This window comes from Geodermatophilus chilensis (genome assembly GCF_002802985.1).
GTDB lineage: Bacteria > Actinomycetota > Actinomycetes > Mycobacteriales > Geodermatophilaceae > Geodermatophilus > Geodermatophilus chilensis.
The window spans coordinates 1-19,182 of the sequence record NZ_NVPT01000006.1 but is presented as its reverse complement, the minus strand read 5'-3'; the positions used below and the strand labels follow the sequence as shown (position 1 = coordinate 19,182).

18 protein-coding genes are annotated in these 19,182 nt (G+C 73.5%); 6 read left to right on the top strand and 12 right to left on the bottom strand.

The window, feature by feature from the left end:
* The first annotated feature begins 137 nt into the window (after nucleotides 1-137).
* The 5 genes from CNO22_RS01810 to CNO22_RS01790 all read left to right on the top strand — a co-directional run bounded on the left by CNO22_RS01810 (nucleotide 138) and on the right by CNO22_RS01790 (nucleotide 3,719).
* Entirely contained in the window at nucleotides 138-680 is a 543-nt protein-coding gene (locus CNO22_RS01810; protein ID WP_100497650.1) for a carboxymuconolactone decarboxylase family protein, read from the top strand.
* Between the two features lie 169 nt (nucleotides 681-849).
* The gene (locus tag CNO22_RS01805) at nucleotides 850-1,371 is read left to right on the top strand and encodes a vitamin K epoxide reductase family protein (RefSeq protein WP_198588044.1); all 522 of its coding nucleotides are present in this window, start codon (nucleotides 850-852) and stop codon (nucleotides 1,369-1,371) included.
* A complete protein-coding gene (locus CNO22_RS01800; RefSeq protein WP_232806722.1) occupies nucleotides 1,368-2,249 on the top strand; it encodes an alpha/beta fold hydrolase in 882 nt (293 codons plus the stop codon). Before CNO22_RS01805 ends, CNO22_RS01800 begins: the two co-directional genes overlap by 4 nt.
* Entirely contained in the window at nucleotides 2,239-3,012 is a 774-nt protein-coding gene (locus CNO22_RS01795) for a hypothetical protein (protein ID WP_100497648.1), read from the top strand. Before CNO22_RS01800 ends, CNO22_RS01795 begins: the two co-directional genes overlap by 11 nt.
* A 35-nt stretch (nucleotides 3,013-3,047) precedes the next feature.
* A complete protein-coding gene (locus tag CNO22_RS01790; protein ID WP_198588043.1) occupies nucleotides 3,048-3,719 on the top strand; it encodes a haloacid dehalogenase type II in 672 nt (223 codons plus the stop codon).
* 3 nt (nucleotides 3,720-3,722) lie between these two features.
* Here the strand turns inward: CNO22_RS01790 and CNO22_RS01785 are convergent, their stop codons facing one another.
* The 4 genes from CNO22_RS01785 to CNO22_RS01770 all read right to left on the bottom strand — a co-directional run bounded on the left by CNO22_RS01785 (nucleotide 3,723) and on the right by CNO22_RS01770 (nucleotide 8,679).
* Nucleotides 3,723-4,517, bottom strand: coding sequence for a DUF427 domain-containing protein (locus CNO22_RS01785; RefSeq protein ID WP_100497646.1), 795 nt, complete (start codon nucleotides 4,515-4,517; stop codon nucleotides 3,723-3,725).
* A 90-nt stretch (nucleotides 4,518-4,607) separates the two neighbouring features.
* The gene (locus CNO22_RS01780; protein WP_100497645.1) at nucleotides 4,608-5,606 is read right to left on the bottom strand and encodes an SDR family oxidoreductase; all 999 of its coding nucleotides are present in this window, start codon (nucleotides 5,604-5,606) and stop codon (nucleotides 4,608-4,610) included.
* 64 nt (nucleotides 5,607-5,670) lie between these two features.
* Nucleotides 5,671-7,491, bottom strand: coding sequence for a glycoside hydrolase family 15 protein (locus tag CNO22_RS01775; RefSeq protein ID WP_100497644.1), 1,821 nt, complete (start codon nucleotides 7,489-7,491; stop codon nucleotides 5,671-5,673).
* A 369-nt stretch (nucleotides 7,492-7,860) separates the two neighbouring features.
* Nucleotides 7,861-8,679, bottom strand: coding sequence for a discoidin domain-containing protein (locus CNO22_RS01770; RefSeq protein ID WP_198588042.1), 819 nt, complete (start codon nucleotides 8,677-8,679; stop codon nucleotides 7,861-7,863).
* Nucleotides 8,680-8,795: 116 nt separating this feature from the next.
* Between CNO22_RS01770 and CNO22_RS01765 the strand changes: the two genes are divergently transcribed.
* Nucleotides 8,796-9,995 carry an MFS transporter gene (locus tag CNO22_RS01765; RefSeq protein WP_232806721.1) on the top strand — a complete coding sequence of 400 codons (1,200 nt, stop codon included), beginning with the start codon at nucleotides 8,796-8,798 and terminating at the stop codon, nucleotides 9,993-9,995.
* Nucleotides 9,996-10,411: 416 nt separating this feature from the next.
* Here the strand turns inward: CNO22_RS01765 and CNO22_RS01760 are convergent, their stop codons facing one another.
* The 8 genes from CNO22_RS01760 to CNO22_RS01725 form a co-directional block, all read right to left on the bottom strand.
* Entirely contained in the window at nucleotides 10,412-11,875 is a 1,464-nt protein-coding gene (locus CNO22_RS01760) for an NADH-quinone oxidoreductase subunit N (RefSeq protein ID WP_100497686.1), read from the bottom strand.
* Nucleotides 11,876-11,880: 5 nt separating this feature from the next.
* Nucleotides 11,881-13,488 (bottom strand): complex I subunit 4 family protein, encoded by a 1,608-nt coding sequence (locus CNO22_RS01755; protein ID WP_198588041.1) that lies wholly within the window; start codon nucleotides 13,486-13,488, stop codon nucleotides 11,881-11,883.
* A 79-nt stretch (nucleotides 13,489-13,567) separates the two neighbouring features.
* Nucleotides 13,568-15,430, bottom strand: a complete 1,863-nt coding sequence (locus CNO22_RS01750; RefSeq protein ID WP_100497641.1) for a proton-conducting transporter transmembrane domain-containing protein — start codon at nucleotides 15,428-15,430, stop codon at nucleotides 13,568-13,570.
* Nucleotides 15,427-15,744: an NADH-quinone oxidoreductase subunit NuoK gene (locus CNO22_RS01745; protein WP_198588040.1), complete on the bottom strand. Its 318-nt coding sequence runs from the start codon at nucleotides 15,742-15,744 to the stop codon at nucleotides 15,427-15,429. Before CNO22_RS01745 ends, CNO22_RS01750 begins: the two co-directional genes overlap by 4 nt.
* On the bottom strand, nucleotides 15,741-16,322 hold the full coding sequence (locus tag CNO22_RS01740; RefSeq protein ID WP_100497640.1) for an NADH-quinone oxidoreductase subunit J: 582 nt from the start codon (nucleotides 16,320-16,322) through the stop codon (nucleotides 15,741-15,743). Before CNO22_RS01740 ends, CNO22_RS01745 begins: the two co-directional genes overlap by 4 nt.
* Nucleotides 16,323-16,332: 10 nt before the next feature.
* Nucleotides 16,333-17,283, bottom strand: a complete 951-nt coding sequence (locus CNO22_RS01735; protein ID WP_232806720.1) for an NADH-quinone oxidoreductase subunit H — start codon at nucleotides 17,281-17,283, stop codon at nucleotides 16,333-16,335.
* Nucleotides 17,276-18,220: a hypothetical protein gene (locus tag CNO22_RS01730; RefSeq protein WP_100497639.1), complete on the bottom strand. Its 945-nt coding sequence runs from the start codon at nucleotides 18,218-18,220 to the stop codon at nucleotides 17,276-17,278. The genes CNO22_RS01735 and CNO22_RS01730 overlap by 8 nt, the downstream gene beginning before the upstream one ends.
* A gap of 122 nt (nucleotides 18,221-18,342) precedes the next feature.
* Nucleotides 18,343-18,684, bottom strand: a complete 342-nt coding sequence (locus CNO22_RS01725) for an NADH-quinone oxidoreductase subunit A (RefSeq protein WP_100497638.1) — start codon at nucleotides 18,682-18,684, stop codon at nucleotides 18,343-18,345.
* Nucleotides 18,685-19,182 lie beyond the last annotated feature (498 nt).

Below are 19,182 nucleotides of genomic sequence, written 5' to 3'. Positions count from 1 at the left end.
GCTGGTCGCCCGCCCCAGGCGGCTTCCCGGTGACCAGACCCCGCGGCTACCCGACCGGCTCCGTCGTCCGCCGGGATGAACCGGCACCCCCTACCGGGTTCCCGTCCCGTCCTGGCCCCCAGCACCGAGGAGACCGCATGGCCCGCATCCCCGTCCACAGCGTCGACAGCGCCCCGGAGCCCAGCCGCGACGCACTCAAGGCCCTGCAGGCGAAGTTCGGCAAGGTGCTCAACATCCACGGCGAGATGGCCCACTCCCCCGTCGTGCTCAACGCGTACGCAGCGCTCCAGCAGGTGATCGCCGAGCACGGCACCTTCGACGCAGCGACCCGGGAGGCCATCGCCCTCGTCGTGGGCAACGTCGACCGGTGCTCCTACTGCCAGTCCGCGCACACCCTGGGCGCGAAGGCGGCCGGCCTGGCGACCGAGCAGACCGTGGCCATCAGGGACGGCTCCTACCAGGACGACCCCAGGCTCGCCGCGCTCCTGGCGCTGGTCCGGGAGTCCGCGGGCGCCGTGGGGTCGGTCGAGGACAGCACCTGGCAGGCCGCGGTGGACGCCGGTTGGAGCGACACCGAGCTCACCGAGGTGTCGGTGCACATCGCGCTCAACCTGTTCACCAACCACTTCAACCACCTGGTGGAGACAGACCTGGACATCCCCGCCGCTCCCGGCCTCTGACCGGCCGCCCGGTCTGCCGTCGGGAGCGCACGATCCGTGGATTGCTCCGGCGGCAGACCGGGCACGGCCTCAGGAAAGGCCTCAGGAGGACAGCGGAATGCGAACGACAGCGTCACGACAGCGCCCCGCCGGGCCGCCGGCGGCATCCGTACGGCCTCGGAGCGGCGGGGTGGGCCGATCGGGCTCCGCGGCGGCGGAGCGAGTCAGCGACGACCTTCGACGGGGCACCGGCAGCTTCCTGGAGCAGCGTCGCTGGGTCGCGGGGCTGACCTCGCTCGCCTCGGCGGCACTCGGAGTCGTCGGTCTCTACCAGTTCGGCCTGCTGCGCCAGGTGCCCGAGCCGTCGCTGCCCTTCCTCGACGCCGATGCGGTCGACGCATCCGGCGAGGCCTACCAGGAGCTGAAGACCCCCGATGCCGCATTGGGGCTGCTCAGCGCCGGCGTCACCCTCGTCCTGGCCGGGATGGGTGACCGCGACCGGGCCCGGACCCAGCCGTGGGTTCCGCTCGCGCTGGCCGCGAAGACCGCGGCCGACGCCGGCGGCGGCCTGTACCTGCTGGCCGAGCAGATCACCAAGCACCGCAAGGTCTGCTCCTGGTGCACCGTCGCCGCGCTGGCCCAGCTCGCCACCCTGCCGATCGCGCTGCCCGAGGCCCGGGCCGCCGTGCGCCGCCTGGGTGGCCGCTCGTGACCGGCCTGGGCGTGCACCTGCACGAGGACCTGCTCGACGGCGAGCCGATCCGCTGGCTGGAGCACGGCGAGGGCTCCCCCGTCGTCCTCGTGCACGGCATCCCCACCTCGCCACGGCTGTGGCGCCACGTGCTGCCTCTGGTGCGCGGCCGCAGCCTGGCGCTGGAGATGGTCGGCTACGGCAGCTCCATCCCCGACGGGGAGGGCCGCGACCTCGGCCTGGCCGCCCAGGCCGACCGGCTGCTCCGCTGGCTGGACACCGTCGGCGTCGAGGCGCCGGTGCTCGTGGGGCACGACCTCGGCGGCGGGGTCGCGCAGATCGCCGCGGTCCGGGCACCCGACCGGTTCTCCGGGATCGTGCTGACCAACGCTGTCTGCTACGACTCCTGGCCGATCCCGAGCGTCAAGGCGATGCAGCGCGCGGCTCCGGTGCTACGCCACCTGCCGGAGACCGCGCTCTACCCGTCGTTCGTCCAGCTGATCCACCGGGGGCACGACGACCGGGCCCGCGCCCTTGAATCCATCGGCGTCCACTGGCAGCACTACGTCGCCCACGGCGCCGCCCGGAGCTTGATGCGCCAGGTCAGCGCGCTCCGCGTCGAGGACACGATCGCGGTCGCCGACCGGCTGCCCTCGCTCGGCCTGCCGGCTCGGGTGGTCTGGGGCGAGGCCGACCAGTTCCAGAAGGTGCAGTACGGCCGCCGCCTCGCCGCGGACCTGGGGACGGCGCTGCAACCCATCCCGGGCGGGAAGCACTTCACCCCCGAGGACCATCCCGAGGTCGTCGCCGCAGCCGTCAACGAACTGCTCGTGCCACGTCGCGCAGAGCCCGGGTCGACCGCCGGTGCACCCGAACGAGGAGGTTCCGGTGGGCGATGACGTCGGCGGGTTCGTGGGCTACCCGATGGTGGAGGAGGCCGAAGCGACCGGTGGCGTCGCCGCCGTCTACGCCGACCTTCTGGAGTCCATGCCGTTCGTCCCCAGCCTGTTCAAGTCGCTGGCCCTCTGTCCGGGCTATCTCGTGCTCGCCCACGAGCAGGCCGCTGGAGTGCTGTCGCACCCCTCCTTCGCCGGGGCAGCGCAGCAACTGGTCTCCTCGGTGCGGGACGCGGCGAGGCCACCCGCCGACGCCGAGGTCCGCGGCACACTCGCGGAGTTCGCCGGGCCCCTGAGCCGCATGCTCCTGCTGGCCGCCGGCCTGCAGATCGCGCTCGGCGGCGAACTGGACGCACCGCCCGCGGCCGGGCAGGCACCCGAGCCGCGCCCGGTCCAGCCGCGCGACCCGGCACCATCACCACAGGACGTCCCGGCCCCGAGGCTCTACGGCCGGATCCGCGCCGAACTCGAGACGCCCATCGTCAACAGCATCTGGCGCAGCCTGGCCGGGCGCGGTCTGCTGGAGGCCGCCTGGAACCACCTGGGTCCCCAGGTCCCCGTCACCCGGCCGGCCGCCGACGACCTGCAGCGCCGGGCGTCCGAGGCCGCCCGGCTGCTGCCCTGGCACGTCGCGGCCGGCCCCGCCGCGCTGGAGCAGGCCGGGCTCGGCGACGCCCGCCCCGGCATGGCCGCCGTCCTCGGGGCCTATTCCACGACCCTTCCGCGGGTCCTCGTGCTGGTCGCCTCCAGCACCGAACTGCGATGACCGTGCCCTCCACCGCCGACCTCCCAGGAGTCCCGATGGCCCCCTCGCCGTCCGTGATCGTCTTCGACGTCAACGAGACCCTGTCCGACATGAGCCCGATGGCCCAGCGCTTCGAGGACATCGGCGCCCCGGCGCAGCTGGCCAAGCTGTGGTTCGCCACCCTGCTGCGCGACGGGTTCGCCCTGACCGCCGCCGGCGCATCGCGCCCCTTCGCCGAGCTCGGGGCCGACGCGTTGCGCACCGTGCTGCACGGCGTGGACCTCGACCGCGACGTCGACGCGGCGGTCGACCACGTCATGAGCGGCTTCGCCGAGCTGGCGGTCCACCCCGATGTGCCCGACGGGATTCGCGCGCTACGGGCTTCGGGACGGCGCCTGGTCACCCTCACCAACGGGTCGACGCGGGTCTCGGAGAAGCTGCTGGGCGACGCCGGCATCCGGGACGAGTTCGAGGCCCTGCTGTCGGTCGAGGACGCCGGGGCCTGGAAGCCGGCCCGCACCGCCTACGAGTACGCCGCCCGGACCTGCGGAACCGAGCCGGGCGACATGCTGCTGGTCGCCGTGCACCCGTGGGACATCGACGGCGCCGCCCGCGCCGGCCTGGCCACCGCGTGGATCGACCGCGCCGGCACCCCCTACCCCGACTCCTTCACCGCACCGACGCTGCGCGGCACCGGGATCACCGGCCTCGCCGATCAGTTGCCCTGACCGTCAGGCGCCGACCTGCACCTCGACGTCCTCGCCGTCGAAGGACCGGTGGCCCGCCGCGGGCAGAGCCTCCAGCAGCGGCTCCCGGTAGCACCAGGCCGCGTCCTCGTACCGCCGTCCGGCGACGACCACGTGCTCGTAGGTGGCCACGCCCTTGTACGGGCAGACCGACGTCGTCGGGCTCGGCTCCAGGACGCCGTCGCGGATGTCGGTCTCGGGCACGTACCACCGCACCGGCATCCCGGTCTCGGCCACCGCGACCGGCGACCGGGTCTCGGCGACCACCTCGCCGCTGACACGGACCACCACGTGCCGGGACGAGCGGCGGGCGTCGACCCGGTGGAACGGGTCGCGCGGATGGCCGATCTGCTTCTCGTCCTCGACCAACCAGGTGTCCACCTTCTCGAAGTAGAAGGACACCAGTCCGGCCAGGGGCGGACAGCCGTCCACCGGGTCGGGGTAGGACCAGGCCGCGTCCTCCATCCGGTGGCTGTCCACCTCCAGATCCCAGTAGTGCGCCTCCCCCTTGAACGGGCAGTCGGTGCGCGTGTTGCTGGGCCGGAGCAGCCCCGGGGCCACGTCGGTCTCCGGCAGGTACCAGCGCGGCAATAGCCCGGTCTCGTGCAGCATCACCGCGCCCGTCGTGTCCACCACCGTCCGCCCGCCCAGGATGCCCCGGATCCGCTCCTGCAGCGGATGGAGGTACAGCGCGTGTGCGGGCGCGACCGACCACAGATCGGCGTTCAGCTGGCCTGTTGAGGGCCGGGCGAGGGGTCCGGTGCCGAGGGTCAGCGACATGGCCGACCGTAGGCGTGCTCCCGGGCCTGCGCTCGGCCGTCGTGGGCGGTGGGGTGGACGGGCGACGGCGGGCCGCGGGGCCGGGCAGGCTCACCGCCGGGATGCCAGCGCCACGGCTGCGCCGGCGATGCCCAGACCGGCGACGAGCGATCGGCGGTGCAGGCTGAGCGGCAGCTGGAGGCTGCGGCTGTGGGACTGGTCGTCGAACGGGCCGTGGGTCCCGTGGTCACCGGGCACCGGGGAGAACAGGTAGTCGGGCGCATCCGGGTCGGCCGACTCGTCAGTCTGCTGCGAGGAGTAGCCGGTGCGGCCCAGGTAGTGGTCGAGCAGCCCACCGGCCAGGCGGCTGCCGAGGATCGTGCCGACCGTGGAGGCCCCCACCCAGATCTCCCGGCGCCGGTGCTGGCTGGCCCAGACGACGGCCCTCGCGGCGACCTCCGGCTGGTAGATCGGCGGCACCGGCTGTGCCTTGCGGGGCATCTTGGCCAGGCCCAGCCGGAACTGGGGGGTGTTCATGGCGGGCATGTGCACCGACGTGATCTGCACCCGGCTGCCGTCGTGCAGCAGCTCGGCACGCAACGAGTCGTAGAGGCCGTTGAGTGCGTGCTTGGAGGCGCAGTACACCGACTGCAGCGGGATGCCGCGGAAGGCCAGCGAGGAGCCGATCTGGATGAGGTGGCCGGCGTCGCGCTCGGTCATCCGGCGGAGCGCGGCGCGCGCGCCGTTGACCGAACCGAGGAAGGTGACCTCCACACCGCGCCGGTACTCCTCGGGCGTGACCTCGAGGAACGGCGCGAACACGGCGGCCATCGCGTTGTTCACCCAGACGTCGATCGGGCCCAGCTCGCGCTCCACCCGCTCGGCGGCCGCCTCGACCTGGCTGTCATCGGCGACATCCACCTCCACGGCCAGCGGCTGTCCGCCACGGGCACGGACCTCCTGCGCGGCCGCCTCCAGCCCCGTCCCGTTGCGGGCGAGCAGCGCCACCCGATCGCCGCGGTCGGCGAAGGCGTGGGCGATGGCCCGCCCGAGTCCGGCGCTGGCGCCGGTCACCACGACCACCTTCGGCTGACGATCTCCTCGGACCATGCTGTCTCCTTCTCTCGGGGAGCGAGGTGGGGCCCGCTCCGGTGGGGTGACCCCTGGAGGGGCATCACTGGACGTCGTCGAGGTCCCGCCCGGAGGTGCACTCCGTCAGCCGCCAGGCGGCGTTGACCAGGCCGACGTGGGAGAAGGCCTGCGGGTAGTTGCCCAGCTGCTCGCCGGTGCCCGGGTCGATCTCCTCGGCGAAGAGCCCGAGGTCGTTGCCGCACTGGAGAAGATGGGTGAACCAGTCGTCGGCCTCGTCGACCTTGCCGGCCAGCGCCAGGCACTCGACCAGCCAGAAGCTGCAGATCACGAACCCGCCGGTGTCCCCGGCCCAGCGGCGCACGAGCCGGCCCTCGGTGAGCCGGTCGCGGATCGCCTCGATCGTGGCGAGCATCCGGGGGTCGTCGGCCGGCAGGAACCCGACGAGTGGCATCAGCAACACCAAGGCATCCAGGTCGTCCGAGCCGAAGGCCCCGGCGTAGGCACCGGCCCGGTCGCTCCAGGCCTGCTTCAGCACGGCCTCGCGGATCTCGTCGCGGGCCCGCGCCCAGTCCTCGGGGCGAGCCCCGTACCCGAGGTCGTCGGCCAGCGCGATCGCCCGATCGAGCGCCACCCAGCACATGACCTTCCCCGACGTGTAGTGGCGGGGTTCGTCGCGTGCCTCCCACATCCCTGCGCCGGGCAGCCGCCAGTCCCGGACCGCCTGGTCCGCCAGGGTGACCAGCAGGTCACGTGTCGGCTCGTCGAAGGGACGGAGCTGGTCGCGCAGCAGGTGGGCGGCGAAGAGGATCTCGCCGAGCACGTCGAGCTGGCGCTGCTTCCAGGCGTCGTTCCCTACTCGTACCGGTCGGCTGCCGCGGTAGCCGGTGAGGTGGCCGAGGGTGTGTTCGGTGAGGTCGCGTTCGCCCTCGACGCCGTACATGATCTGCAGCGGCGCCTCACCCACGTGCCCGACCGCGGCGGCCAGCCAGTCGAAGAACCGGTCGGCCTCGTGCGGGCAGGCGGCCACCCACAGCGCCTGCAGGGTGAGGCTGACGTCTCGCAGCCAAGCGAAGCGGTAGTCCCAGTTCAGCTCGCCGCCGAGCTCCTCGGGAAGGGACGTGGTGGCGGCGGCGGCGACCGCGCCGGTCTTCTGGTAGGTCAGCCCCTGCAGGACCAGGGCGCTGCGGCGCACCGCCGCCAGGTGCCGGCCCTCGTAGCCCCGGTGCTCGGCGGCCCACGACCGCCAGGCTGCGACCGTGTCCTGCAGGCCCTCCCCCGCGTCGATGTCCAGGCCGTCGTCGTCCTCGTAGGGTGGTGCGTACGCCAGGCAGAACCCGACCCGCTCCCCCGCCCGGACGGCGAAGGCACCACTGAGATCTCCCGCCTCCGCGGTCAGCTCAACGTCGCCGGTCAACCGGAGGCCCACCGGCCCGACGTGTACCGACCAGGACCCAGGATCCCGCCGCCAGCGCGGGACGGTCAGCCCGTACTCGAAGCGCGGAGCGACCGTCGTCCGCAGGTCGGCCGTGCCCTCGAGCCCCTCGACGAGGCGCAGCAGGACGTGGGGTGAGCGGAGGCCGATGTCGTGGCCCCGGGCCCCCGGCTGCAAGGCCAGCGCATCGGTCACGGCGACGGCCCCCGACTCCGTCCGGAACACCGTCCGCAGGGCCAGGGAGTCCTCGACGTAGTCGCGTTCCGCGGAGAACGCACTCTCTGGTGCCACCTCCCAGTACCCGGCGTCGGGGTCGAGCAGCCGGCCGAACACCGACGGCGAGTCGAAGCGGGGCAGGCACCACCAGTCGACCGACCCGCCGGTGCTGACCAGCGCAGCGGACGAGCAGTCGGACAGGAAGCCGTAGGCACTGATGGCAGGCGCGCGTCCGTCCGGCACGTGGGCGGTCATGGAATCTGCCTCTCCGTTCTGTCGATCACGGTGCGCCGACCTCGGGGCGGCCCGTGTCCGGGTGCCCGGGAAAGGCCGCCCGGACACTCAGGCGACGACGAGGCCGTGCACCAACCCCCCGCGACGGGGCCGTACAGGACGTGGCCCATCACCAGCCCGGGCGGAGTGGCACCGACGTCGTTCTCCTGAGCAACACGGGCCGGAGCTCGACGACACCTCCGGATCCGGAGCCGGGTACTTCCCTCGCTTCCTCGCTGCGGCCCCACCGCCACGACGGAATGTCCCAGCAGGGATGCGGGGAACGCAGATGGTCAGCGGGGCGACAGTCCGAGTCGACCAGGGGCACCTCAGTGCGCGGGTGGAGGCGCGTCAGGGAGCCTCGTAGACCTCGATCTCGGCCGCGCCGGTGTTGCCGCCGGTGGTCTGGACGGCGTCGATGCGCAGCACCCGGCCGATGAGGTCGACCTCCGTGACCGGCCCGCCGGTGCCCGCGTCGAACGGCCCGTGGACCAGGCCGCCGTCGGTGGTGACGGTGAAGGTCTGCACGACCGAGGAGCCGTCTCCCATCGACCGGCTGCGCAACGCCAGGCCGGCCACCCGGACCTGCCGGCCCAGGTCGATGGTCATCCACGCGTCGTCCCCGTCGCCCGCGCTGGACCACTCGGTCGACAGGTCGCCGTCCACCGCGCGGGACGCGGCGAACGCATCGGAGAACTCCGAGCTGACCCCGACCACGTCCGCGCCCTCGGCCACGTTCTCCCCCGCAGGCGCCGCGGTGTCCGCCGCGGGAGTCCGGAAGCTCATGAGCTCGCTCCGGTACAGAGCGCCGTCGGCACCCGAGCCCTGCACGCGGTACCAGTACTCGGTGTCCGGCTCCAGCCCGCTCATCACCGCGCGGTGCTGGGTGTGCGGCCCACCGCCCATGTCGGTGTCGGTGGCGATCCCCTCGCCCAGCGACTCGTCCCGGCCGAAGACCACCGCGCAGGCCATGTCGATGTCGGTGGACACCTGCACCGTGGCGGAGGTACCGGAGGGGTCGGGCACCACCACCGGGGCCTCGTCGAACACCTGCTCCGCCGCCCGGACCTCCTGATCGGCGGTGGGGCCGGCGGAGGAGCCGCCGCAGCCCGCCAGGACGACGAGGGCAGCGGCGGTGACCGGCAGGCGGAACAGCAGCGGGGACCTCACGGTCGCCCAACGGTGCCGCACCACCCGGGGTTCCTCCGGACCGCCACCCGTGGCCATCAGCGGGCCGCTGGCACCGCTGCCGAGGCGTCGTGCGCCGTCGGGGCAGCATGTCCACCGTGACCGCGACCGACCCGGGCCCCGGCCTGCGCGCACTGCTGCGCCGTCCTGCGTACCGGCGGCTGTGGCTGGCCCGCACGATCAGTCAGGTCGGCGACGTCGCGCAGTTCACGACGCTCGGGCTGCTGCTCATCGCGCTGACCGACTCGGGGCTGGGAGTGGCCGGGGCGGTGCTGGCCGAGATTGCGCCGGTGCTGCTGCTGGCGCCGCTGGCCGGCAGCCTCGTCGACCGGCTCCCCCGGGTCCGGGTCATGGTCGCCGCCGACCTGGTCCGCGTGGCCCTGGCCGCGACGCTCGCGCTCTGGCACGACGGCCCGGGCATGGCCTACGCCGTCGCGTTCGGCCTGTCCGCCGGACAGGTGTTCTTCTCCCCGGCCGCGCAGTCGCTGCTGCCGACCGTGGTCGACGACGAGGAGCTGGTCGCGGCCAACAGCGGCATCTGGACCGCGGCGGTCGTCGCGCAGATCGCCACCGCCCCGGTCGCGGCTCTGCTGGCGGTCGACGTCGGGTTCGGACCGGCGTTCGCGGTCAACGCGGTGTCCTTCGCCCTGTCCGCAGTCGTGCTCCGCAGCCTGCCCGAACCCGACCGCCCCCGGCCGGTCTCGGTCAGCAGCCCCTTCGCCCACGCCCGCGAGGCGCTGGCCGCCCTCACCCGGATCCCGTTGCTCAAGGCGCTGGCCGCCGGTCAGTTCCTGGCCGCGCTGTCGGCCGGGGCGACCAGCGCGCTGCTGGTCGTGCTCGCGCAGGAGCGCCTCGGCGGTGGCGAGGGCTTCGGGGTGCTCATCGCCTGCATCGGCATCGGTGCGGCGCTCGGCCCGCTGCTGCTGCTCCGTCGCATCCGGGATCCGCGGCGGCCGCTGTTCGTGTTCGGGCCCTACGCGGTGCGGGGCGTGGTCGACCTGGTGCTGGCGGCGGTGACCGGGCTGCCGCTGGCCGCTGCGGCCCTGGTCGTGTACGGGCTGTCGACCTCGACCGGCGCCGTCACCTTCAGCAGCCTGGTGCAGTCCCGCGTCCCCGATGAGCTGCGCGGCCGCGCGTTCGCCGGCTTCGACGTGCTGTGGCAGACCGGACGGCTGCTGAGCCTGCTCGGCGGCGGGCTGCTCGCCGACGCCGTCGGCATCCAGGCCGTGTACCTGCTGGGGGGACTGCTGCTGGTGGCCGCGGCGGCGGTCGGCGCAGTGGGAGCACGAGCCGGCTGACCGGCGGCGGACGACGTCGTCCCGGCCGAGCCGCGGGACGCCGGCGGCGCCGGACCTGCAGCCCGACGCCGCCCCGCCGTGCTCAGTGGTGCACGTGCCCGTCGCCGCGGTCGTCGGTCGTCGGCTCGTCGGAGGCCTCGTGCCCACGGCACCTGGACGCCGGTGTCCCGGCAGGGGCACCAGGGACTCCTGCGCTCGGCCGACGGCGGGCGCAGGTCCACCGACGTGCTCAGCGACTGACGGCAGCCGGCGGGGCTCCGTCACGTCGCCCCGGGGCGCGCGGATACCACCGCAGGCCCCGCCTGGCAGGAGCCGACGACGTGTCGAGGCCGCGCCGCGAACACGGCGCGAGCCCGTTCGGGGCCAGGACCCCGATGAGCACCGAGGTCGCGACGACGCGTGCTACCGACAGCACGTCAGTCAGCGCCGGACGCCACGCTGAGCCACACACCGGCGCCCACGCCGAGGAGGACCGACCCCACCGCTGCAGCGTGGAGGATCACCGCCGGCGTGCCCCGGACCTCCTGCGCCGTCCCCGCCGCGGTGCGGGGACCGGTGCGCACCGGCCCCTCCGCCGTGACCGGTGCGGCGGGCACCCCGGCGAATGCGGGGGCGATCCACCGCAGGTAGTAGAAGAGGCTGGCGACGGTGTTCACGGCCGCCACGACGACGAGCCACGCCAGCGCGCCGTCCCAGGCGGCGACGAACACGGCGAGCTTGCCGACGAAGACCGCCGTCGGTGGGGTCCCCACCAGGCCGAGCAGGCAGACCACGAGGCTCATCACCAGCCAGCGGTGTCGCGCCACCGCGGTCGCCCAATCGGTGATGGTGCGCGCAGCGGGGGTGGCGGCGACGGCGGCGAAGGCGCCGATGTTGGTGATGGCGTAGCCAGCGAGGTAGACGGCCAGGGCGGAGACGGCGAGGTCGCTGCGGCTCGCCACTGCGACCACCATGAGGAGGTAGCCGACCTGGCTGATCGTGGAGTAGGCCAACAGCCGGAGCACGTCGGTCTGAGCGAAGGCGGCCAGGTTGCCGAGGGTCATGCTGACCGCGGCGATGACAGCGACGAGCATCGGGACGTCGAGCGGCAGCCCGGCGAAGGGCTCGGCGAGCAGCCGGAACGCAGCTGCGACGGCGCCGATCTTGGGGATCGTGGTGATGTACGCCGCCATCGGTGGAGTGGTCCCGGCAGTCACGTCGGGCACCCAGAAGTGCACCGGGACGGCGCCGGCCTTGAAGGCCACGCCGGCGAGCACGCCGAGGACCCCGACGGCCAGCAGAGCCGGGGATGCACCCGGCAGCAGCGCGGCGAGGTCGACGTAGCCGGTGGTGCCGGAGGCGAGCACCAGGGCGGCGACGCCGACCAGCAGGAGGACGCCGACGAAGGCGCCCATGAGGTAGTACTTCATCGTGGCCTCGGTCCCGCGAGGGTCCTTCGCGAAGCCCGCGAGGGCGTAGAGCGGGACGCTGGTCAGCAGGTAGGCGGCGACGAGCAGCAGCAGGTCGCCGCTGGCGGCCAGTGCGACCGTGCCGAGCCCGCCGAGCAGCATCAGGACGTAGGCCTCGGTCTCCCGCGGATGGCCGGCCACGGAGGGTGCGGCCATCCAGACGAGGACGGCCACCCCGAGCGCGACGACGATCCGCACCACGCCGGTTGTGGGGTCCACGACCCAGGTGCCCTCGAAGACGCGCTCCGCCGGTCCCGGCAGCGCCAGCGCGGCGGCCGCCGCGCTGGCGAGGCAGGCAGCGGTGACCAGGAGCCGGACCCGCCACTGGCGGCGCTGCGGTGTCCACAGGCCGAGCAGTAGCCCACCGACAGCGCCGAGCAGGAGCAGCGCCTCCGGCAGCAGGGCCGGCCACGCCTCCGCGCCGCCGGACATGCCCGTCACCGGGCCACCAGCTCGACCACCGCCGCCGCGGCCGGCTCGAGGACGTCGAGGAGGACCCGCGGCAGGAGCCCGAGGACCAGGGCCAGGGCGAGCAGCGGCACGATCGAGGCCGTCTCGTGGCCGCGCAGGTCCCGGATCCGTGTCGCCGTCGGCGGCCGGACGGTGGTCGCAACGGCCCTACCCGCACGCGCCGGCTCCTCCTCCGGGCGCACCGACTCGCCGCCGTCCTCCGGCTCGGCGGACGGGACGGTGGTGTCACCGGTGAGCAGCCGCTGCAGCGCCAGCAGGAACAGTCCGGCGGTCACGAGGATGCCGACGACGGCGATCACCGTAGCGACCGGTGTGGCCTGCAGGGCACCGGTGAAGACCTGGAACTCGGCGATGAACCCGGAGAACCCGGGCAGCCCGAGGGAGCCGAAGGCGGCGACCGCGAGGCAGGCGGCGAACACCGGAGCCGGGCGGGCCAGCCCGCCCCACCGGTCGAAGGCGTAGGTGTGCCCGTGCGACCAGAACCAGCCGCTGAGCAGGAACAGCGCCCCCGTGAGCAGGCCGTGGCTGACCATCTGGTACATCGCGCCCACGGTGGCCACGGTCCGGGCCCCCTCGTCGGCGGAGGCCACCAGGCCGGCTGCGCCGAGGCCGAGCAGGACGTAGCCCATGTGGTTCACCGAGGTGTAGGCGATCATCCGCTTGACGTCGGTCTGCGCCAGCGCGACGAACGCTCCCCACAGCACGCTGATCACGCCGACGATGACGGCGACCATCGCCCAGCGCTGCCACGCGTCAGGCAGGATCGGCATCGCGATCCGCACGAAGCCGTACGTGCCGAGCTTCAGCAGGATGCCGGCCAGCACCGCCGACCCGGCAGCAGGCGCGTCGGTGTGCGCGTCGGGCAGCCAGGTGTGGAAGGGGAACAGCGGGGTCTTCACCGCCAACCCCAGCCCGATGGCCAGCAGCACGAGACCGCCGGCCAGTGGGGAGTCGGCCAGGGGCGGGTCAGCCGCCAGCGCCACCATGTCGAAGGTGCGTTCCTCGCTGCCGAGGAAGAGCCCGATGAAGCCGACCAGCAGGGCCAGCGATCCGATGAAGGTGTAGAGGAAGAACTTCAGCGCGCTGCGCCGGGCATCGCCGTGCCCCCACCCGGCGATGACGAAGTACATCCCGACGATCGTCAGGTCGAAGAAGACGAAGAACAGGATGAGGTCCAGCGACGCGAACGTGCCCAGGCACGCGCTCTGCAGGAAGAGGAACAGCGCCGCGTAGGTGCGCGGCCGGTCGGGTTCGCGCAGCGAGTAGACGGCGCAGGCGAGGAACAGCACGCCGGTGAGGGCCAGCAGCGGCAGGGACAGGCCGTCGACGCCGATGTGGTAGCCGGCGTCCACGGTGGGGATCCACTGCAGGTCGACCTCGTAGGCGAGGCCGTCCACGACGCCGGAGGCGCCCGTCCCGGGCTCGAAGCGCCACCACATCCAGCCGACCAGCAGGAGGTCCACGGCCGAGGCGGCGACCCAGAGCCCGATCGCCGCCCGCCCGGCCAGCCCCGGGGCGGCCACCAGCACACCCGCCGCCAGGAGCGGCAGGAAGACCACGACGGTCAGCAGCACGGTCTCGTCCCCTCCTCGCTGACGCTCGTCGGAGTCGAGTCCGACGGTGCCGTATCCCTGCAGGACCTCGCACGCTCGGTCACTGGCGCACCACGAGCAGCAGGACGAGCAGGACGCCGAGGCCGGCGGCGGCCTGGGCGTAGTACTGGTGCAGCAGCCCCGTCTGCGGTCGGCGGGCCGCGGCACCGGCCCGGCGGACGGCTCGCGCGATCCCCCGGACGGCGCCGTCCACCAGGCCGGCGTCGGTACGGGCCGAGACCGCCGCGGCCCGCCGGGTCCCGGAGGCCACAGCGGTGACCGCCCGGTCGATCCCGCGGTCGTCCACGGCGGCCAGCAGTCGGGCCACGGCGAGGGCAGGCCGGGGTGACAGCAGGTGTCCGAGCCCGGCCCAGGAGGACAGCGGGCTCCGCTCGACGGCCCGGACGAAGGCCGGCCGGGCCCGGCTCACGGCGACGGTCAGCGCCAGCGCCGCCACGGCGAGCCCTCCGGAGAGCAGCAGATCTCCGAGACCTGGGGACGGCTCCCCCTGCGCGCCCAGCAGGTCCTCCAAGGGATCCGCCACGGCGGGCAGGGCGAAGACACCGAGCCCCGCGGCGAACACCGCGAGGACGCCGGCCGCCGTCCGGGTGAGCACCGGCACCCGGCGGGTTCCCGGCTCCTCCTCGTCGAGGGCCTCCTCCTCCGTGGGCCGGGCCAGGACGACGGCGAGGATCCGCCCGGCGTAGACCGCCGAGATCACCGCGGCTGCGAGCCCCACCACGGTCAGCGCCGTCCCCTGCACGCCCGCGAGCACCTCGTCCTTCGTCGCCCACAGCGACAGCGGTGGCACACCGGCCAGGGCGAGGGCGGCGACGGTCGCCGCGGCCCCGACCCCCGGGTACCGACGGGCGGCGCCGCGCAGCCCGGCCAACTGCTTCGTGCCCAGGGCGGTCAGCCACGCGCCGGCCGCGACGAACAGCCCGGCCTTCACCGCGGCGTGGGCCACCAGCTGCGCGGTCCCTCCGGCGGTGGCCCCGACCCCCGCGGCCAGCACGACGAAGCCGATCTGCGCAGCGGTGCTCGCGGCCAGCAGCTGCTTGAGGTCGGACTGCGCGACGGCGACCGCCCCCAGGACCAGCGCCGTGAGCGCCCCGGCCCACGCGGCCGCGGTCGCTGCCCAGCCGGTCGTCGCCAGCAGCGGCTGCACCCGGAGCAACAGGTACCCGCCGGCGGCGACCATCGTCGCCGAGTGCAGCAGGGCACTGACCGGGCTGGGGCCCTGCATGGCCGCCGAGAGCCAGGCCGAGAACGGGAGCTGTGCCGACTTGCCGAGCGCGGCGACGAGCACGCCGGCGGCGGCGAGGTCCGCCCAGCCCCCCTCGGCCGTGTCCAGGTCGGCGAGCACGAGGCTGCCGGTGGCCGCCAGCGCGGCCCCCGCCGCCACGTACAACCCGAGGTCGCCGGCTCGGGTGGTGACGAACGCCCGCGTGCCGGCCGCCAGCTTCCCGCGCTCCTCCCACCGGAAGCCGATGAGCGCGTAGGAGGTCGCGCCCATGACCTCCCAGGCAAGCAGCAACGCGGGAACCGTGGCCGCGGTGACGGTGGCGAGCATGGCCGCGACGAACAGCAGCAGGTATCCGAAGAACCGACCGCGTGCGGCGTCGTCCGGGAGGTCGGCGACCGCGAAGCCGGTGACCAGCAGCGCGATCCCCGCGACGAGCAGCACCAGGACGGCCGACAACCCGTCGACCGCCAGCCGGAGGTCACCGCCCTCGACGACGCCGAGGAAGGGCAGCGACAGCCGCGGTCGCGCGATCGCCACGGTGGCGGCGAGCAGCAGGGCGACCGCGGTGACGGCGACTGCGAGGAGTCCGGCGACGCGGTCGGCTCGGCGTCCGGAGAGCAGCAGCCCCACCCCGCTGACCGCGGGTACCAGCACGAGCGCGGCGAGAGCGGCGCTCATCCGTTCAGGTCCGTGGCCATGTCGACCATGTCCACCTGGCGGGCCCGGTAGATGGCGATGGTCACCGCGAAGCCCATCGCCATCTCCACGGCCATGACCACCAGCGCGACGACGGCCAACATCTGCGCGTCGGGCAGCTCCGGAGCCAGGGAGAACCAGGCCGCTCCCCCGGCCAGCAGCACCCCGTTGAGGACGAGCTCCAGGCCCATCATCACCATGACGATCGACTGCTGGGACAGCGCGCCGAACAGGCCGACGCCGATCAGGCCGGCGGCGACGGTCAGCACGATCTGCAGGACCAGCTCCGCGGTCATCGGGGCAGCCCCCCGGGGACCGGGTCGTCGGGTCGCCGTGCGGCGAGGTCTGCGCCGAACCGGTCGTAGCGACCGCGCGCGGTCGCCAGCACGGTCCCGGCCAGGATCGTGGCGAACAGCCCGATGCCGACGATCAGCATGACCAGCATGTGACTGCCCATGACTGCCTCGCCGAGCTGACGGGTGCTGTCCGTGGGCAGCTGCCCGCGGCGGGCCGGCCAGTCGATCGTCCAGATCCCCACGGTCAGGACGACGAACGCCCCCGCACCGACCACGGCCGAGCCCTTCGGGTTGTGCACCATCGTCATCGGCATGAGCCCGGCCGGGTTCATCATGAACATGACCATGAAGACGGCCATGATCGCCATCTCGATCGTCATCATCAGCGCCGTCACCACGGCCAGGTACACCAGGTCGAACGCCAGCAGGACACCGGCGACGGCCAGGAACGACCCGAGCAACGCGAACGTCGCCCGAGCCATCGAGTCCACGACGAAGACCGCGACCCCCGACGCCACTGACAGCAGGCCCAGCACGGCGACCGTGGCGATCACCCAGCCCGAGAGATCGGTCAGCATCCGGCCCTCCTCACGCGTAGAACCCGCTCAGGACGAGCACGGCGACGACCAGCGCCTGCACCAGCGTCAACGGCACCAGGACCATCCAGCCGACCTCCACGGTCCGGTCGGGGCGCAGCACGGGCAGCCTCCGGCCGACCCACACCAGCGCCGTCACCACAGCCAGCGTCTTGAGCAGCTGCCACAGCGGCCCGGGCAGCCAGGGTCCGGAGTCCCCGCCGAGGAAGAGGGCCGCGGCCATCGCCGCGGTGGCGCCGAGGAAGACGCCCCGCCCGGCCTCGACCAGCAGCCTGTCCACCCCCGACAGCTCGGAGGTCACTCCGCCGGCGATGTCCGCCGAGGTCGGGGCGGCGAAGGGCCCCCAGAACGCGAAGGCGGCCGCGCTGGCGACGAAGACCGCGAAGGCCACCGGCATGGTCACCACGAACCACAGGCCGTCCTGGGCGGCGAGCACGTCGGTGGTGCGCAGGGAGCCGGCGGCCACGCCAACGGTGACCAGGGCGAACATCAGCGGCAGCTCGTAGGCGAGCCCCTGGGCCAGGAACCGGTAGCCGCCGGCCAGCGCGTGGAAGGCGTTGGGTCCCCAACCCACCAGCCAGATCGCGGCCCACAGCAGCGCTTCCATCGCGTTGAACCACACGAGGTCCGCGCTGGTGGACCAGAGCGTGCGGCCGCCCACCGGGACGACGGCGAGGGACAGCAGCGCCAGCACCGGCACCGCCACGCAGCCGAGCCGCCACAGGAGCCTGTCCGGCGCCAGGGTCGTCCGCCGCTGCTCCAGCAGGAGGCGAGCCCCCTCCCGCAGCGGCTCGAGGACCGCCCCGCGGGTCCGGCCGGCGAGGACGGCGCGGTCGACCGAGGCCACCACCAGGCCCAGACCGACGCCGACGAGGGCGACGGCCAGGACGGCCGGCAGCACGCCCCAGGCCTCGGGCAGCGTCGCCGTCGCCGTCTCACGCACCGGCCGACTCCGGGACCCGCTGTGAGGTGACGGGGTCGAGGCCGAGGCTGGCAACGATCAGCCGCGCCGTCCCGATCTCGGTGCCCTCGAGCGAGGCAGCGAGATCCTGCAGCGAGGGTGTGGGCGGGTTGGCGGAGTCCCGACCGACCGCCAGGTCGCACCAGTGGCGCAGGCGGCCCAGCACCGGGTGGGCGGAGGATGTGCCTCGGTCACGCTGCGAACGGCCCGCGCCGGCGATCGCCCAGGCCAGCGTGCGAGAGCCGAGGACCTTGCCGGTCACCTCCTCGGCGAGCCGTTGGGCGGCCGTCCGCCGAGCATGCTCCTCGGAGCGGAGCCCGTCCCGGGCCCTGCGGGCGTCCCGGGCGGCCGTGGGCCAGCCGGCCACGACGAGGAAGCGGGCGAGATGGTCGAGCGCGGACTGTCGAGCGTCGAGGGACGGCCCCACCTCGGACACGGACTCCGCGTCGATCCACGAGAGGTCGGCGCCGGCGAGGACGTCGCCCTGCAGCTCGGCGCGGAGGACGAGGCCGGTCGGCCAACCGGGATGGACGGGCCCCAGGGAGACCTTGAGGACGTCGAGCTCGAGTCCGTCCCGGTCGGGCCCCGTCATCGCCATCGGCAGCCCGGCGACTTCACCGCCGTGGTGCATGTGGTGCCCCTCGTGACCACCACCGTGGTCCATGCCCTCGTGACCACCGTCGTCACTGCCCAGGAACGAAGCCGGAGGCGGCCGCCCGACCTCGCGCGCTGACGACCCTGCCCTCCCGAGCAGGTCCTGCACGCCCCGGTCGAGGGCGACGGCGACATCGACGCCGTCGCGCACGTACATCCGATGCCGGGGCGCCGGAACCTGGCTCCACACCACGTCGACGGCATGCGCGAGTTGCGGTCCCGGCTCGCCCAGGATCACGACGAGGTCGGCTTGCGCCGGGGACACGGCGTGAGTCCACCCGCGACGGTCCAGTTCGGCTTCGAGGGACCAGCGGAGTCCTGTCGTGCCCGGAGCGTCGACGAGCAGAACCCGCGGCCGGGCCAACGCCCAGCTCCGCAGTCGGCCGATCAGGTCCATCGCAGCGCGCCCTCACGCCAGACGTAGGTCACGCCGACGAGCAGGACCGCGAGGAAGCCGAACATCTCGATGACGGCTTGCGCGCCCATCTCCGCGACGACGACGGCCCACGGGTACATGAAGATCATCTCCATGTCGAAGGCGAGGAAGAGGATCGTCACCGCGTACCAACGCACGTGATAGCGCGAGACGGCGTGCTGCAGCGGTGGCAGTCCGGACTCGAACGGCAGGACGGCGGCCTGCTGCTTCGTCGTGCGCATCGCGAACGAAGCGGCGTAGAGCCCTGCGACGCCCGCCATGACGACGATGAACAGGGACAAGACGGCGATCATGGCGAGCCTCCTGCACCTGGGAGCACATGTGCGCGGTGACCGGGAGTGGCCTCACGGAGTCGTCACATCCGGACGACCGTACGGCTGTTGTGACTGTAGGGCTGGCCGCGAGGTCCTGCTGACCGTGAGTGCGACACCACGGTGCCTCGCATCAGCCTGTACGGCGCCCCCGCGAGGCTCTCTGTGCAGCGCCGTGGGGTGTGCACTGAGGAAAGCCCCCGGCTGCTGGAAGCGCACTCGGGGAGGACCACGTCCTCCTCTCCGGTCAGCGGACCGCAGCCGTCTTCCGCGGCACACCACTGACGGCGCCTTCTCCACCTGGGTGGTCGGTGGCCGGCGCGGTCCCTTGGACTGGCGCGGACGACGTGGGCCCTCCTGAGCGCTGACGCTCATACACACCTGACGCCGCCCACCACCCCTCCCGCGTATCTTCAGCCGCTCACCGTATCTCCAGCCCGACGCCTCACCACATCAACTATCTGTCCTCCTGCTCACCTA

Excerpts from the sequence above, each read along its gene's own strand:
- CNO22_RS01780 (WP_100497645.1), bottom strand. The coding sequence starts at position 5,606 with ATGGTCCGAGGAGATCGTCAGCCGAAGGTGGTCGTGGTGACCGGCGCC.
- CNO22_RS01745 (WP_198588040.1), bottom strand. The coding sequence starts at position 15,744 with ATGACCGCGGAGCTGGTCCTGCAGATCGTGCTGACCGTCGCCGCCGGC.
- CNO22_RS01750 (WP_100497641.1), bottom strand. The coding sequence starts at position 15,430 with ATGAGCGCCGCTCTCGCCGCGCTCGTGCTGGTACCCGCGGTCAGCGGG.
- CNO22_RS01725 (WP_100497638.1), bottom strand. The coding sequence starts at position 18,684 with ATGATCGCCGTCTTGTCCCTGTTCATCGTCGTCATGGCGGGCGTCGCA.
- CNO22_RS01760 (WP_100497686.1), bottom strand. The coding sequence starts at position 11,875 with ATGTCCGGCGGCGCGGAGGCGTGGCCGGCCCTGCTGCCGGAGGCGCTG.
- CNO22_RS01740 (WP_100497640.1), bottom strand. The coding sequence starts at position 16,322 with ATGCTGACCGATCTCTCGGGCTGGGTGATCGCCACGGTCGCCGTGCTG.
- CNO22_RS01785 (WP_100497646.1), bottom strand. The coding sequence starts at position 4,517 with ATGTCGCTGACCCTCGGCACCGGACCCCTCGCCCGGCCCTCAACAGGC.
- CNO22_RS01790 (WP_198588043.1), top strand. The coding sequence starts at position 3,048 with ATGGCCCCCTCGCCGTCCGTGATCGTCTTCGACGTCAACGAGACCCTG.
- CNO22_RS01775 (WP_100497644.1), bottom strand. The coding sequence starts at position 7,491 with ATGACCGCCCACGTGCCGGACGGACGCGCGCCTGCCATCAGTGCCTAC.
- CNO22_RS01810 (WP_100497650.1), top strand. The coding sequence starts at position 138 with ATGGCCCGCATCCCCGTCCACAGCGTCGACAGCGCCCCGGAGCCCAGC.